We start from the raw sequence: 16648 nt of genomic DNA on the forward strand, positions 1-16648 counted from the left end.
CTTCGTTTTTAGATAAAAAACAAAAATATGGCAATCTTCTTCGCATTCATACTGGCGGGCTTTTTAGGATATCTCTACGGCCACCGCATCAGACCCAACCTGAAACTCCAGAAAACCCTGAAAGACCTTCAGGAACGGTGCAAGGCCGTGTTGGAAGACGAGAAAAAAGGCGTGTACAAAACCATTGTCACAGATAACCAGAAGTCTTCTGAGTTGGTGGTGGAGGTGAAGGAACTGGCGGTGACCGAAGGCGGGCAGGTGAAAGTAGAGTACCTGAGCGCCTTCTACAAGAACCCGGTGTTCAGGACCCGCAAAGGACCGGAGCTTCTGCAGGAAGTGCACGGCCTGCTGGGCGACTACCTCCCCAGGCATGAGGTAGAATGGTATGAGGTCAATGGCCGCCACCAGAAGATCAGAGAATTTGTCACTGAGCTGGAGACCGCTCAGAAACCCTAAATTGGCAAAATAGAACCACCATGGAAAATAAAGATATCGTTCTGTCAGAGAACAAAGAGCTGATCCAGCAGAAAGCCCTGGAAATCTCCAAGACCATAGATCCCGCCAAGCCCGAGAGCCTCAGTTCCTTTGGAGTGGAAACCCAGCGCAAGCTAGGCTACTACTCCAATGAGCTCCTGAGCAAGGTGAAGGCTAAAGACTCTGGAGATGCCGGCGAGGCCATCAATGAACTGCTCACCCAGATCAACATGATCAAGGTAGACGAGACGGAGAAACCAGGGTTCTTCTCCCGACTTCCGTTTGTGGGCAAGATCAAAGACAAGACCAAACAGCTGGCCAGCCAATACAACTCAGTGGCCGAGAACGTAGATGATGTGGTGGTGAAGCTGGAGAAAACCCGTCAGAGCGTCTTGAAAGACTCTACCGGTCTGGAGGTCATGTTCAAGCAGGTGGTGGAGTACATCCATGAGGTGCGCTCGCTGATAGCTGCCGGCAAGATGAAGATTGACGAGATTGAGAACCAACTCATTCCGCAACTGCAGTCTGAGGTGGAAAGCAGCGGGCAAGACGAACTGGTGGTGCAGCGCCTGGCTGATATGGTGGCGTTTAAAGACCGTTTAGAGAAAAAGGTGCACGATTTCACCTTGTCGCATACGATTGCCACCCAATCCATGCCGCAGATCCGCATGATCCAGACCACCAATGATGTGTTGGCCCAGAAGATCCAGAACTCCATTGTGACCGTGATTCCGGTGTGGCGCCAGCAGGTAGCCATTGCCTTGGGCCTGGAGAAACAGCGCAAGGCCCTGGAAATCCAGAAGAAGGTAACTGATACTACCAATGAGATGCTGCTCAAGAACTCTCAGTTGCTCAAGACAAATGTGGTCACCGCCGCGCAGGAGAACGAGCGGGGCATTGTGGATTTGGATACCCTTAAAAAGGTAAACAAAGACATGGTAGAGACCCTGGATGCCGTAATAAAAATCTCTGAGGAAGGAAGCCGCAAACGGGCCGAGGCGGTGAAAGAGCTCGCACAGGTGCAGGAAGAGCTGAACAGTAAGATCCTGGGCACGCTGGGCAAATCTAAACGCATAGAAATTGAATAATGGCCGGAAATATCTCGCCTGAGAAATCCCTGGAAGGAGTCCTGACGCAGGAGCAGGACTCCCTCTTAGACCTGTATTTAAACAACCTGGACAATTTCTTTGAGAACCAGAAGAACGCCGAGAAAATACAGGTTGAAATTGAGACGCTCCACCTAAAAAAGATTCTTACTGAATGATAGAGTTCATGCGGACCCTGTTTGGGATGAAAGAAACGGGCAAAAGGAAAGTAGTAGGCGCGCCCGTTGATTTTGGAGTACAGGAGATAGCGTACATCAATGATTCTACCCGCCGGCTCACGCAGCTGCAGGAGTTGGGGCTGCGGTACAAAGGTACCCCACAGGCCGCCAAGATGAAGGCGGTCTATGAGAAGACCAAGAACATCCACACGTACCTGGTGTCCCGGAAGAAGTTCCATGACCTGGAGCTGTTCCACCTGAAGAACACCGACCATTTCCTTACCACTTTCACCGCCATCCTGGACGTACACCAGAAACATGCCCTCTTGTCACAGGGAGCCACGGGCGCCAGCGGTACCATAGAGGTTTCCGCCCAGAAGAGCCAGGTTGAAAGGCTGAAGCGGCTGGAGAAAATCGCCAACCTGCCTGATCTGGTACAGCCAATCACCAATTCAGTTAAGTTCTACAATGCCGGGGAGGCCAGAACCGCCGTGCCCCGCCTGTACGTGCCAGACATCTCCATCAATACCGTAGAGAAAGTCACGTATTACACCGAAGGGAAGTCTGAGGAGCTGGTGGCGAAACAGATTGGTTTTACCTCTTCCAAAGACCAGAAAGAAGCCTTCCAGCACCACCTGGCCCTGCGCCTGGGGCTCAAGGAGGTGTCTTACGTGGGCAATGCCCTGGTCACCATTCCCAACAACAACGGCATCCAACCTACGGGCATTGTGCCTGTCATCCACTGGGAGGGCTTCCTGTACGCCCTTAACCTGAACGACTACCGGCTTTTCCCCGTCAGAATCTACCGGAACGGCGGAAAGTAGAGACCAGGCACCGCCTTGTCTCCTTGATACCAGTTCTTGGTGGAATAAACCACTTGCTTTGGTAAATCAGTCTGAGAATAGAAAAGGACCATCAATTAGAAAGGGCTACCGCATAAGATTGCTCCTACAGAAAAGCCTCGTTTTGGTGGTGTTTTTAATAAAGCAGCGCCAAAACGAGGCTTTTCTGTAGGAGCCCTTAGAGGAATGGCAAGTTATTTTGGGAGGAACACCCTAAACGTGGTGCCTTCGCCTAGATGGCTGTCTACCTCTATTTTGCCGCCGGCATTGTTCAGGATCTTCTTCACCATGTACAATCCAATGCCCGTGCCTTCCACATGGTCATGGAAGCGTTGGAACATGGAGAACAGCTGCTCCTGCTGTTCCTGGGGAAGCCCCAACCCGTTGTCTTGCACCTCCAGCACCAGGTACTTCTTCTGTTCCTGGCACCTCACGGTAATCCTGGGCTCCCGTTCCGGGGACCGGTATTTGATGGCGTTGGAGATCAGGTTATAGACAATGCTGCGCAAATTCTTCTCAGAGAAGGAGATATAAGGGCATTGGCTTACATCCAGGTCCAGGTGAGCTCCGGCTTCCTTGATCAAAGGGTCCAGGTCAAGGCTTACGTCCTGCACCAGATGGGCCAGGTCTACGCTGGTCACATCAGTGCTGTGGTCATTCTGGAGCTTGGTGATCTCGGTGAGGTTACCAATGGTTTTCTTGAAACGCTCAATGGCGCCCTGCATCATGTTCATGATCTGCTGCACGTCCATCATCTCAAAATCCTCGCGGGGCAGTTCTACCTGCAGTTCCCGTAATAGGGCCTCAATGTTGTGGATAGGGGCTTTTAGATCATGGGAGGCAGTGTACACGAAATTGTCAAGGTCATCAATCACGCGCAGCAAGTGGGCATTGGTGTCTTTGAGTTTCATCTGCGTGTCTTTCAGGTCTGAGAGGTCAATGAAGGAACCCAGCACGCGGTACGGCACCTGGTACTCATTGTGCAGGATGTAGGCCCGGTTGTAGACAAAGGCAAACGAACCATCGGCGCGGGTAAGCTTGAACTCTTCCACCCATTGGTCCTGACCTGAGTTAATGGCCTCATTGATGCCTTTGATCACCCGCTGCTTGTCTTCGGGGTGGATTTTCCCAAACCAGGCGTTAATCCCCTTGCCCATTTCCTCGGGTTCGTAGCCTAAGATGGGTTTGAGGGTGTCACTCCACCAGAGCTCGTTGGTGATGAGGTTCCAGTCCCAGACCACGTCATTGGTGGCCATGGATACCAGCCGGAAGCGTTCCTGGCTTTCAGATAACTCTTTGGTTCTTTCTGCTACCCGTACCTCCAATTCCGTGTTCAGTTTGATAAGGTCTTCCTCGGCCCGTTTCAGGTCTTCATAGGCCATCAGGATCTTCTCCTCACTTATCCGCTTCTCGGTGATGTCACCCATGGTGACGGTCAAGCCTTCGCCCATCTGGGCGGCAGCCACCTCATACCAATTGCGCTGACCGTTTATTTCCAGGCCCTGCTCTATGTGCAGGGGCTGCCCGGTTTCCACCACCTGAACGAATTTTTTGAACAACCCGGATTTCTTTAAAAAAGCCATCTCGTGCAATACGCTCTGGTGCAAGAGTTGGGCTTGTGATTTCCCTATCAGTTGCTCCGCTTTCCGGTTGAGCATGCTCCACCGGAAATCCACTATTTCCTGTTCCTCATTTCGTTCCGCCTGGAACGCCATGATGTTGTTGAGCGAACTGTTCAAGACGCCCTGCACCACATTGCTGAGGGTTTTCATGGTGGTGATTTCCACAAAGCTTAACACCACCCCGTCTTTGGTGCCGTCATGTTTGAGGTAGGGGATGATCCGCATCAGGAAGTACTTACCCTTGGTAGTCTCCAGTTCCCGCTCTACCTCCGTGGAGGTGTTGTTCACTTTCTGGATGTCTTCCAGCCAGCCACTGTACTTCAGGTTATGCGACAGGTGGTGGATGGGTCGGCCTATGTCTAAGTCCATGATGTTGATCAGCTGCATGACCGTGGGGGTGAATTTCCTGATGGCCAGGTGATGGTCCAGGAAGAGCTGCCCTATGTTGGAGCTTCTGATGTAGTTGTCCAAATCTTCGTTCAGCTCCTGCAGTTCTTTTATCTTGAGCTGGTGCTCAGAGTTCACCGTATGCAGCTCCTCATTGAGCGACTGCATCTCTTCATTGGAGCTTTGCAGTTCCTCATTGGACGACATGAGTTCTTCATTGGTTGACTGCAGTTCTTCATTGGAGGTGCTCAGGTCCTGCACGGTCAGATGAAGGCTTTCACGGGCCTCCTTCAATTCGGCCTCTAAAATGGAAAGCTGGTGGAAATAATCGGTGTCTGTCTCAGAGACCAAGGAAGGCTGCAGGGTTTTGAGCGAGGGGTTGGCTTTCCCTACCTCCTGGAGCAGCACCAGCAACACCTTGGGCAGGTCTTTCTCCACGGAGATAGGTTTCACCGTAAGGTTCACCAGCTGGGTTTTTGAACCCAATGCTACCATGACCTGTCTGGAGAGGGTTTTGTGGGTTTTGAGCACCTTTCTGATCTCCACGCTCAAGGTGACGGCCAGTTCCTTAGGCACCATTTCCAAGAGGTTCAGTTGCAGCCGTTTCTGGGGTAGTTTCAGGAAACGGTTGAAATCGCCCACGCCGTGCAAAAGGTGGTAGTTGTCATCAATGTAGAGGCCGGTCATCTTCAGGTCATCGGCCACGGCATCTAGGAACAGTTCATTGTACTTAAGGGCCTGCGCACTCCGGTAGGTGGTGCCCCGGCCTTCAGAAGAGGCATGGGAGTGATGGCTTACCCCGTAGGTCTGTTGGATTCCCTTGCTTTCTTTCACCTTCTGGAAAATCTTCCATTTCCGGTCCTTTTCCACGAAGAAGTTCTTCAACTCCCCAATGTGCTCACTTGGGCCCAGGAACAGGTACCCCTCCAGCTTCAAGGCGTACGGGAACACCGACATTACCTTCTTCTGGAGGTCTGGGTTCAGGTAGATGAGCATGTTGCGGCACGAGATAAGGTCTATGCGGCTAAAGGGAGGGTCTTTCTGCAGGTCATGCTGGGCAAACACCACCAGTTGCCGCAGGTCTTCCTTGATGGTGTAGCGGTTGCTCTTGAAATGGAAGAACTGCTGCAACCGCTTCTCTGAGATTTCTTTGGCAATGGAGGCCGGATAAACACCCTTAGAGGCCTGCCTGATGGCGCGCTGGTCAATGTCCGTGGCGAACAGCTTCACCTGCGGTTCCCGGCCTACTTTCTGAAAACCCTCCTGAAACAGCATGGCAATGGAATAGGCTTCCTCGCCGGTGCTGCACGCCGCCACCCACACCTTGATGGTTTCCTCCGGAGGGGTATTGGCAATGATGGTAGGGATTATCTCCTGCTCCAGCACGTCAAAGGCCTCCGGATCCCGGAAAAAGCGGGTCACGCCAATCAGGAATTCCTGGCAGAGCTGCTTGATCTCAGCAGGGTTCTCATGGATGTAGGTGAGGTACGCTGGCAGGGAGGCCACCTCCAGCAGGTCCATCCGCTTTTTAAGGCGGCGGTAGATGGTGCCCTGCTTGTAGCTCTTGAAATTGGTTTGGGTATGGGTACAGATGAGGTCCAGGATTTCCTGGAGTACTTCCTCGTTTTCTATGCTTCCGTCCTGTTCGGTCAGGTTCTGCACCAATGGGAGCTGGCGGGTGTATTCCATGATTTCATGGGGCATGTGCTCTGGGGCGAAAACATAATCCACGGCCCCGGTGTCAATGGCACTGCGGGGCATGCCGTCAAATTTGGCGGTAGCCGGGTCTTGTACCATCACCATGCCCCCGGCCGCCTTGATCATCTTCACGCCTTTGGTACCGTCTGTGCCGGTGCCAGAAAGCACGAGGCCAATGGCATACCGGCCCCGGTCCTTGGCCAGGGACTCAAAAAAGACATCAATGGCGAAGTTAGGCTCCCGGTTCCTGATTTGGTCCACCAGGCGTAACCGGCCATTCTGGAGGGTCAGCTGCTTGCCGCTGGGCAGCACATAGATACAGTTGGGGCGGGTGACCATGTCATGCTCCGCTTCCTGCACCCGCATTTGGGTATGCTTAGACAGCAGCTCTGCCATCAGGCTCTTATGGTCAGGCGACAGGTGCTGGATAATGACAAACGAAAAGCTGGAGTTATTTGGAAAATGGTCAAATAACTTATGAATAGCCTCCAGGCCACCCGCAGAAGCCCCTATCCCTACCAGATAATGGTCTGTTTTAGGGGCAGTGGCTGGCTTTTTCAAATTTACCATGGGAAATGGTGTTAAAGTTCTATCTTAAAAGAAACTGGGCAAGGAGGGTTCTCAATATCTTTCCTTGATAATTTTTTCCAAGACAGCACTTCGTAAGGATTCAGCGGCCTCTACTTCTTCTTCCAACCAAGGCAGGGAGGTATGTTTCACGGTTTCTTGGTAGGTCGCAAAGGAGTTGCGAGGGTGGTAGGACTTTCCGTCTGGCTCCAACTTAATAGCCTGGTTAGGGTCTCCGCCCCAGCTTATGGTCTGGAGCACCTCGGCCCTAAAACCCAGGATATAATCCCCCTGGGCGGCATTGATAGGAAGTACAATCAAGCCACTGGCCACGTCTTTGTAGTCCCGGGCCCGCACGTATTGGTGGGGGAGGGTGTCGGTGGCAAAAAGCTTGTCTGTATTGTTTCGGCGGAGCCAGTAAATCAATTCTTTCAGGTCTTGGGCCGAAGGCGTTTCCCCACCGGTCCACACAGCTCCCTCAAACAACAGTGCCGCCCCGGAAAGGTTTAGCAGGTTCATAATGGTGGAGGCACCAGACAAAAGGCCCTCTGAGAGAGAGGCGGTAGTATACAGCTGTTCCAGTAGTTGGGCATGAATGCCCCGCAACTGGGCCCGCAACGTAATGGTGTGCTCCCGCTCTTTCGCCGCCAGCTGGGCTGATACAATTCCCGCCAGTAAATCCAGCGCCGACCGAATCTCATAACTGGGGTTCATGGGCTGTCTGTGGTGGCAGGAAACCAGGCCCCACAGTTTGTTGTCCACTATAAAAGGCATTGACATGGAAGCCCTGACTTGCAGGTTGGCCAGGTACTCCAAATGCACGGTGGCCACACTTCTGAGGTTACAGTCAGATAGATCGGTGAATTGCTGGGTGAGCGGGTTGATGAGGGGCCTTAGCCGGACGGGGGTGTACTCTCTGGTTGGAATCAGGCGGTAAGGGTTGCTGTAGTACAAATCCCTTGATTGTTTGGGGACATCAGAGGCCGGGAAACGCAACCCCAGGTAATCATCCATGCCTTCTTCCTTGGCTTGGCCTATGACCACCCCGTTCCATTGAGGGTCAAACTGATAGGCCAGCACGCGGTCAAATCCGGTTAGTTTCTTTATTTCCTCTACCGTGATCTGAGCAATTTCCTGGATGTTTTCCGCCCCTTTTATCAAAGAGGTGAGGTATTTGATTTGCTGGTATAATTCAAGGAAAGAGTCTTTCGCAGAAGAGCTTTGGTTGTCTTCTAGTTCAACCAATACATAGTCTTCTCTTGGGTGAACCAAGGCGGTGTAGGCGGCTTCTTTTTCCTCTACCAGGAACGTGAGGCTGAAAGGTACTTTTACCTGGTTCACCTTTCTCTGCACATGCGTCTTGAAAAGCTCAAACTGCGATGGCGGAAGAATAGCGGAAATAGGCTTGTCCAGGATATCAGAAGCTGGTATGCCCAGCAATTGCTCCACGTTCTCACTTACTTGTACTAGCCGCAGGCTGTCTTTTTCTAAGGTAAGCAAGACACCGTGGGGTTGGATAAGATTTACTAAATGCAGCGGGATGCTTCCGCAAAAGTCAGAGTCGTAGTTTTTTTCAATGGTGAAGCTAATGGGGGCCTGCTTTTTTTCCATGGGGTAGTAGTAGTCTGTAAAAGGCTATAGGTACGCGTAAGCGGTCCAGGGGGAAGTGCGCTTCCAGTTTCTGGATGCCCTATGACTTGCTACTACTTTGCTAGGATTTAGAGTAGGGCACCATGGGCGGGTTCAATTATTTCAAAAGTACGACAGGATTAGGAACTCTAAAAATATTGTGAATTCGCTTCTACGTATCTATCCTAGCCACTGCTGAAGAAAAAAGAATGATTGCTCCTTTTAAACCTGAGGATCCTCCTGTTTGGGGGCTTCTAATACTGCTCTTACCATAGGTTTGACTTTCTGCTTTGCCAGAAGAAACACAGCTTCCATTAAGAAATTTCCCCTTGACCTGACTACCCTAGAAAGTCTAGCCTTCTAAAAGCAGGAATTTTTTATCACCAGTTTTTAGGATTTTATTTTTATCGGCTGTGCTTTAACAGGAATAGAGGGATTTTTATAATCATGCTTTTTGAAAAAAGTCAAGTAAACTAAGTTTTAATATAATTATATAAATATAAAACATTAACATTTGATTGAACTTCTCTTGCCGTACTCTGGTTTGCTGGATTATACTATAAATATTAAATAAAAAATTATAAACTAATAAAGCATTCAAGATGATGGTTAGAGCCTGCTACCCTGGTTATGTAAACCTTTCTCCAAAAATTTCCCTCTTAATTTTCTTATTTATTACCTCCTTTCATCTATTTGGATCAGCCCAATCACCTAGTACTTTTGTAGTGGGCGATTACCGAACTGCTTCTACTGGAACCTTAAGCCAAACCGGGGGCACATGTGTTTTAGAGCAGTTTGCTGCTGATGGAACCTGGAAGCCCGCTTCGTACCCCCTTCCCATAACCAGTACGCTTTTCGTAGAGCATACTGCCCAATTATCAGGTTCTCTCCAGGTGGCTACCCTGTTCATTGCCTCCCAAAAGACATTTACCATACCAGGGAGTCAAAAGCTGTTGACCACAGCCAAACTTACCATTTCAGATTTAGCGGAACTGGTACAGGAAGGAGAAATAGAAAACCGGGGAACCTTGCAGTTGCTGGCGGGCTCCAGGTTAAGAATCAAAAACGCAGCTTATAAATCCAGTGCTTTGATTTGGGCAGGCACAGAGGAGATTGATGCCAATTCTGAAATCAGAATTGAGTCAGCGGAGGCTAATGCCCTTTTGTTCAGTAACACCCAGCTCAGTCCGCAGGCCCATGGCTATTGGTTCGGCAAAGTGACCCTAGCCCTCCCCAACGCCAATACCCAGTGGCAACTCCTTGATTCTTCGGCACCATTGGCTGCCCAGGGTTTTCAAGCGACCTTAGCCGCTTCCTCTTCACTTGTTTTTTTGGCGGGCCCCAACCTTTCCCTTCAGTTTGGCCAACACCTCACCTTAGCTGGTGGTAGCTACGTGCTGCAAAACCAAACCAGCGGAACCGGCAACCTTTCCGTAGCCGGCGACTTAGTCTTGCAACAAGCCACCCTCACCTTTACCCCGGGGCCTACTGCTTCTGTGGTATCCACGCTTGACCTGAAAGGGAATCTAACCACAGATGCTGCCTCTGTCCTGAACAGCAACAGTACCATTGACGCGAGCAAGAGCGGGATCCGGTTTAACGGAACTTCTTGGCAAATGCTCCAGGCGGCCGGACCGGTAAACCATGTCTCCTTGACAGTCAAAGGCGGAGCCTTGGTTCGGCTTGGGAGCAACCTCTTACTAAACCCAACCAATTCTGTGTATGCCAGTACCTTGGCCGTTGAGAACGGCGGTACGCTGGATTTTGCCACCGATGCTGCGGGGCAGGGCTATCAGGTACAGGGGCAGGGCTACTTCAGGCTGGAACAGGGCGGCACGTTGTTTGTCACCAGCGCCGCAGGTATCAATGCTACCGGCCTGAGTGGGAACGTACAGGTTTCTGACAGCAGGAGATCTTTCAACCATTTGGCAACCTATGTCTACAATGGCAAAGTCCCACAACAAACCGGAACCGCTTTCCCCACTACTGCCAGTGGCAAAATCATCATCATAGACAATCCTACTACCGTCACCGTCACCAGCAATGTTGGTATTTCCAGTAATACCGGTCAATATCCTCAGGGAGGTAGATTAGAGATCAGGAATGGCACCTTGGTGGCCACTGCTTCAGGAGATGTGACTGGTAGCGGTAAATTGGTCATGAGTGGTGGGGCCTATCAGATTCACACGTTGAACACCACTGTGCCCCTCCTTTCAGGAGACTATGAATTAACCGGAGGTACTGTTGAATTGGCTGGTCAGGGAAACCAAATTATAAGAGGAGGAGCGTCTAACATTTACCACAACCTGCTGATCAGCGGCAAGAATGAACCTGGTATCTCTTCAAAAACCATTTCCACCACTACCACGGTGAATCAGAATTTGACCATTCTACCCAACGCCATTCTGGATATCACGAACAAGTCTTTGAAGGGAGATGCGGGTTTAACCATGACCGGCGGCGTGTTCAGGACCAGCAGAACCGGTACCACCTTCCCAGAACTAGACGGGAAAAATACACCGTATACCCTCAGTGGCGGCACCATTGAGTTCTATGGGACGATCAACGGCCAACACCAATCCATCAGAGGAACTTATGGATCCTCCCAGAAAGTGACCTACCAACATCTGTTGCTCACCGCCGCAGTTGCGAATACGATGAATGAGTCTGGAAACCAGTTGGTTAGTGCCAATTTTGATGTAAGCGGAACGCTCACCGTTAAAGCCCCGGCTGTGTTTCAGATAGGCAGTAACCGCGCCGTGGGAGGAACCGGGAACTTCGTGCTGGAACCAGGGGCAACCTTGTTATATGGGTCTCCGCAGGGAATCACCGCTAGCGGTACGGGGACTTCTGCTGGCAATGTGCGGGTGAGTGGTACCCGGTCTTTTTCTGCCCAAGCCCACTATGGCTTCATTGGGAACTCTGAGATGGTGACCGGAGAGGCCTTGCCAAGCACAGTGGCCCAACTACTGGTGGCTAAAACCGGCGGCGGCGTTACACTGTCCAAGGCGGTCAGCGTAAGCCAGGGCATCACCCTGAAAAGCGGAATCGTTAAAACAGAGGGGCATGAGTTGTCTCTCCTGAACCAGGACCCCAATGCTTTGAAAATAGTAGATGCCTCTTTATACATCCAGGGTAATTTGAGGCGGGCGGTAGGCAGCAGTGGCACCTATTCCTTCCCGGTAGGAAATTCTGCAGGAAAACGGAATGTAGACCTGATATCTAATGGATTAAGCGGAAATGGTTTCCAAAGCATTCTGGTGAACTTTACCCCGCTCTCGCACCACCAGGACCAGGACCTTCAGGTCACGGAAGAGAGTTTGCGATACGCCTTTTTAGAGAAGGAAGGGGTATGGCAAGTACAACCCAATGCCACGCCTGCCACTGGAAAGTATACCGCCCAGGCTTCTCTGCTTGGCTTCCCCAATGTATCAGACAACAGGTTCGGGTTGTTGACCCGGCCAATGGGCGCTGCCAGCGGTAAAGAGTGGACTACGGGTGGCGGAACATTAGAGCCTGCGGGAAAAGAAGGCCGGACGGTGGTGGGCGGCTATGCCCAACGGAATAACGTGAACGCCTTTGGTCAACTAGCCTTGGGAACAGTGGAAGGTGTGTTGCCGGTAACTTGGCTGCACGTGAGAGCTGAGTGGAAAAACCTGCAGGTGCAGGTGCAATGGGCCACCGCCATGGAGGTGAACAATGACCGCTTTGAAGTAGAGGTATCAGAAGATGGAAAGCGGTTCCAGAAAATAGGAACGGTGTCCGGTAAAGGAAACAGCCAAATGGTGCAGCACTATTCTTTTCTTCATACGGCCAAGAATGCCACTGTCATGTACTACCGCGTGAAGCAGATTGACTATGACGGAAAGTATGAATACAGTAAAGTAGTAGCGGTAAAAGCAGGCGGACCTTCCCTGGCTTCCATGACCTTGTATCCCAACCCCAGCCAGGATTATTTGTATCTCAGGGGTCTAAGTGTAGAACCTACTGCAGTTATTGAGATTATGGATATCAGGGGGAACAGAGTAATCCAGGTAAAGCCTGTTCAACACGAGGACGTGCTGGTTATTCCGGTGCAGCATCTGGCGGCTGGTGCCTATCTTCTACGGATCCAGACAAACACAACTTTGGTGCAGGAGCGGTTTGTGAAACAGTAGGTTTTAAGGCTTGTTTTTGAAAAAACGGCTAAAAAGAGAGGGCTGCACCAGAATGGTGCAGCCCTCTCTTTTTAGCTATTGAATAACGGACTGGGCCGCTCGGTTCATAAAATCTTCTGGCGACTTAGTAAGCCCGGCCGTTGTTGTTCTCCATGAAGTTCACGAAGGCTCTATTCACCACTTTCATCCCACCCGGGGTAGGGAAGTTGCCGGTGAAGTACCAGTCGCCAATGTGGTTGGGAATAGCGGCGTGAAGGCCTTCCACGGTCTGGAAAATCACCTCCACCTCGGCTTTCACGCCAGGGGCTTTCACAATCTGGGCAACTTTAGAGCTGATTTCCTCCAGAGTGAACTGGTCGTAGAGTTCCTGGACGAAGTTCTTCTCTTTGGCGGCCCCGTTGGCCAGGGCGGTTTGGCATTTTTGGTACACCTCGGTGGCCATTCCTTCGCGCTGATGGTCTTTGAGCAAGCCCATCATGGCCCTGAACGCCACAAACTCCTTCATCTTAGACATGTCAATGCCGTAGCAGTCTGGGTAGCGAATTTGGGGGGCGCAGGAAACGATGATGATTTTCTTCGGCCCCAGGCGGTCCAACATCTTGATGATGCTTTTCTCCAGGGTGGTACCGCGCACGATGGAATCATCAATCACCACCACGGTGTCAATTCCTTTTTTCACCACCTCATAGGTCGTGTCATAGACGTGGGCAACCAGGTCATCGCGCGAATCATTGTCGGTGATGAAGGTGCGGAGCTTGGCGTCTTTGATGACCAGTTTCTCTACCCGGGGCTTGAAGGAAAGGATGTTCTCCAGCTTGGTCACATCACCGTTGGCTTCCTCTATGGCCGAGCGGCGGTAGGTGCGCAGGTAATCTTCCACGCCTTCCATCATGCCCAGGAAAGAAGACTCCGCGGTATTGGGGATGTAGGAGAAAACGGTATTCTCCAAATCGTAGTCCACAGCTTTCAAGACCTGCGGGCTCAGGAGTTTGCCCAGCATCTTGCGTTCCTGGTAAATCTCGGGGTCATTGCCGCGCGAGAAGTAGATGCGCTCAAAGCTGCAGGATTTCTTCTCCAAAGCAGGCAAGACCTCTTTCTCAGAGGCTTCGCCGTTCTTACTTATAATTAGCGCATGGCCCGGCGATACTTCCTTGATCTGGCTGTATTCCACCCCGAAGGCGGTTTTAATAGCCGGTTTCTCCGAAGCGATCACCACGATCTCGTCATCCATGTAATAATATGCCGGCCGGATACCCGATGGGTCCCGCACCACGAAGGCGGCGCCGTAGCCCGTGAGCCCTGCCATGGCATACCCGCCGTCAAAGTCCTTGCAGGCCCGGCGCAGAACGCGCTGCAGGTCCAGGTTTTCTTCAATCAGGGCGGTGATCTCTTCGTTGTTGTGGTCGGGTTTGAAGTAATCAAAGAGGCGCTGGTTTTCCTCGTCCAGGAAGTGCCCGATCTTCTCCAGTACTGTCACGGTGTCAATCTTCTGGCGGGGGTGCTGGCCCAGGTCGGTGAGCACGTTGAAGAGCTCGTCAACGTTGGTCATGTTGAAGTTACCGGCTACGGCCAGGCTCCGGTTACGCCAGTTGTTCTCGCGCACCATGGGGTGGCAGTTGTCAACGCTGTTCTCGCCGTGGGTGCCGTAACGCAAATGGCCCAGATACACATCACCCAAAAAGGGGAGATTCTGTCTGAGCCATTCTACATTCTTGGATTCCTGCGGGAACTTGCGCTTCATCTTGCCGTATTTCTCGCTTATTTTCCCAAAAATAGCGTCAATCGCCTTGGTCTTGACAGACCTATAGCGGGCAATGTATTCGGTGCCGGGGGTAGCATTGATCTTGATGCTGGCAAAACCAGCCCCGTCTTGGCCACGGTTATGCTGTTTTTCCATGAGCAGGTACATTTTCTGTACCCCGTACATGGGAGTGCCGTATTTCTCAGTGTAATATTCTAAGGGTTTGCGGAGGCGGACCAGGGCTATGCCGCACTCATGTTTTATCGCATCACTCATGGTAAAAGGTTTAAAGGCGAAAGCACGGGTTCAATGACTTCCGGCAGCCAGCTTGCATTCTGAAAGGAGCAGAGCGGGCATGCAAAGGTAATGGGAAAAATACGTAACCTGCTACAGGAAAAACCCTTTTTCTGGCGACCCATCCTGCAGTGTCCTGAGACCTATCGGTTCCGGGACCTGCTCTCTTGCCTCTTCCTTTGTAAGATGATAAAGCTCCCCTGAAAAGTGCCACCGGAATTTGTTGTTGGGTAATGGTGAACTAGCCTTCAGCCCTGGAAGTAAGGAGCCTAGGTTCTTCATCATGGTGTTCTACCAATAAGCCTCCTTTGAGCCTGGGCTTTTAACAGACCCTGAACTTGGGGAGACAGGATGATATTACAAGGCCGCAGAAGGCTCTTCTTACCTCCAATTTTATCCATAGTATTCGGTGATCAAATTTTCCTCACTCTCTGCTCATTTTAAGCGTTTTGGCTTTCTTTCCTTAAAAACAGGGCAAAAGAAAGCTGAAGAAAAACCCTTAATCGAGCAGAAGACGGAGGGATTCCCGTTTAGGTGGTAGTTTCTGAAAAGTGAGTAGGAAAGGAAGGAGTAGGCGCAGGAGGGCTTCTGAATGTTGCCTACCTTTGCGGCATGAACAGACAGTTACAGGTGCATGGCGCCTTGTTTTTGGTAGCCCTTATCTACGGGGCTAATTACAGCATTGCCAAGGAGATCATGCCCCGGTATATTTTGCCTTTCGGATTGATTGTGATCAGGGTGGTGAGTGCGGTGCTGGTGTTCGGAAGCCTGTCTTTGTTTGTGGTGAAGGAGAAGGTGCAGAGCAAGAAAGACTGGCTCCGCCTGATCCTGTGCGGTCTGTTCGGGATCACCATCAACCAACTTTCGTTCTTCAGTGGCCTCAACCTTACCTCGCCCATCAATGCTTCGCTCATCCAGACGGTTTCGCCGGTGGTGGTGGTGCTGTTGTCCGCTTTCCTGCTGAAGGAACGGATTCAGGTTTTCCGCATGGTAGGCATTCTTCTGGCGGGTCTGGGTGCCTTGCTGCTCATCTCTGGCAAGGCCGGCAATGCCCAGGGCCATCTGCTGGGCGACCTCCTGATTCTGGTGAACGCGGCCAGCTTTGGGGCCTTTCTGGTGCTGGTAAAACCTCTGATGCAGCGCTATAATCCTATTACTGTGGTCAGCCGTATTTTCCTGGTGGGTTCGGTGGGGGTTATTCCTTTTGGGCTGGGGCAGGTCATTCAACCGGCTTACGGATCCTTCCCGGCAGCCATCTGGGGAGCCATTGCTTTTGTGGTGATAGGCATGACCATTGTGGCGTACCTGTTAAATGTGTGGGCCATGAAATACGCCAGCCCGGCGCTGGTGGGGGTGTACATCTATTTGCAACCGGCGTTTGCCATCCTGATCGCCGTAGGCTTGGGCAAAGACGTCTTCACCTTCCAAAAGGCCCTGTACGCCAGTATGATTTTTGGTGGGGTATACCTGGTGAGTAAGCCGAAAAAGGTAGCTGTTTAGCGGGTGTTTCGTAAAAAATAGTGCTAAAACGATACCATGGGCCGGACTCACTCGTTCAAGGCAGAACAACTAGTAAAAAATGACCGATCTGAATCCTTACGCCGATGACGCCCTCCACCACCTTTTTCTGCTGGTAGAAGCCCAGGATGCCACGTGCATGCTCAACCTGGCTGGCCATCCGCTCCGGATCAGGGAGGTGGTTTTCCAGATGGTGGACAACGGGTGCCGGGTGAGCAAGGTGGAGGCCGACTTTTACAACACGTTTCTCTATGACAAAGAGGTGACGGAGATCTATGACTACCTCACCACCATCATCAAAGTAAAGTTTGTGAAAGTGTAGCTGGGTTTTGGCGGCATATTCCGGAAAAGGCTGCCAAAACAGGTTAAAAGGGTATGACACTCTTCTCCGGGACAGAGGGCCGGAGAAAACAAAGTTGCCTGAAATGGGGTAAAGTACAAGATGATGCGCGCAT

General features: G+C 51.4%; 10 protein-coding genes. 7 read left to right on the top strand and 3 right to left on the bottom strand.

Going from position 1 to position 16648, the window contains the following annotated elements:
* Positions 1 to 27: 27 nt before the first annotated feature.
* From FOE74_RS15560 to FOE74_RS15570, 4 genes are read left to right on the top strand one after another with little or no spacing between them, the layout of a single operon-like run.
* Positions 28 to 456 (top strand): hypothetical protein, encoded by a 429-nt coding sequence (locus tag FOE74_RS15560; RefSeq protein ID WP_149099542.1) that lies wholly within the window; start codon positions 28 to 30, stop codon positions 454 to 456.
* A 20-nt stretch (positions 457 to 476) separates the two neighbouring features.
* Entirely contained in the window at positions 477 to 1562 is a 1086-nt protein-coding gene (locus FOE74_RS15565) for a toxic anion resistance protein (RefSeq protein ID WP_149099543.1), read from the top strand.
* Entirely contained in the window at positions 1562 to 1738 is a 177-nt protein-coding gene (locus FOE74_RS21280; RefSeq protein ID WP_188686828.1) for a hypothetical protein, read from the top strand. The genes FOE74_RS15565 and FOE74_RS21280 overlap by 1 nt, the downstream gene beginning before the upstream one ends.
* The gene (locus tag FOE74_RS15570) at positions 1735 to 2562 is read left to right on the top strand and encodes a hypothetical protein (RefSeq protein ID WP_149099544.1); all 828 of its coding nucleotides are present in this window, start codon (positions 1735 to 1737) and stop codon (positions 2560 to 2562) included. Before FOE74_RS21280 ends, FOE74_RS15570 begins: the two co-directional genes overlap by 4 nt.
* A gap of 212 nt (positions 2563 to 2774) precedes the next feature.
* Here the strand turns inward: FOE74_RS15570 and FOE74_RS15575 are convergent, their stop codons facing one another.
* Complete coding sequence (locus FOE74_RS15575) at positions 2775 to 6857, bottom strand: chemotaxis protein CheB (RefSeq protein ID WP_149099545.1); 4083 nt, start codon at positions 6855 to 6857, stop codon at positions 2775 to 2777.
* Between the two features lie 51 nt (positions 6858 to 6908).
* Positions 6909 to 8465: a GAF domain-containing protein gene (locus FOE74_RS15580; protein ID WP_149099546.1), complete on the bottom strand. Its 1557-nt coding sequence runs from the start codon at positions 8463 to 8465 to the stop codon at positions 6909 to 6911.
* Between the two features lie 971 nt (positions 8466 to 9436).
* Here FOE74_RS15580 and FOE74_RS15585 point away from each other — a divergent pair.
* Positions 9437 to 12640 (top strand): T9SS type A sorting domain-containing protein, encoded by a 3204-nt coding sequence (locus FOE74_RS15585; RefSeq protein ID WP_192576624.1) that lies wholly within the window; start codon positions 9437 to 9439, stop codon positions 12638 to 12640.
* 124 nt (positions 12641 to 12764) lie between these two features.
* Here the strand turns inward: FOE74_RS15585 and FOE74_RS15590 are convergent, their stop codons facing one another.
* On the bottom strand, positions 12765 to 14657 hold the full coding sequence (locus tag FOE74_RS15590; protein ID WP_149099548.1) for an amidophosphoribosyltransferase: 1893 nt from the start codon (positions 14655 to 14657) through the stop codon (positions 12765 to 12767).
* 630 nt (positions 14658 to 15287) lie between these two features.
* On the opposite strand from FOE74_RS15590, the gene FOE74_RS15600 reads away from it, so the two are divergent.
* Both FOE74_RS15600 and FOE74_RS15605 read left to right on the top strand, forming a co-directional pair.
* Entirely contained in the window at positions 15288 to 16175 is an 888-nt protein-coding gene (locus FOE74_RS15600; protein WP_149099550.1) for a DMT family transporter, read from the top strand.
* 79 nt (positions 16176 to 16254) lie between these two features.
* Positions 16255 to 16515 carry a hypothetical protein gene (locus tag FOE74_RS15605; protein ID WP_149099551.1) on the top strand — a complete coding sequence of 87 codons (261 nt, stop codon included), beginning with the start codon at positions 16255 to 16257 and terminating at the stop codon, positions 16513 to 16515.
* The last annotated feature ends 133 nt before the right edge of the window (positions 16516 to 16648 follow it).

The organism is Rufibacter glacialis (assembly GCF_008271745.1).
Classification (GTDB): domain Bacteria; phylum Bacteroidota; class Bacteroidia; order Cytophagales; family Hymenobacteraceae; genus Nibribacter; species Nibribacter glacialis.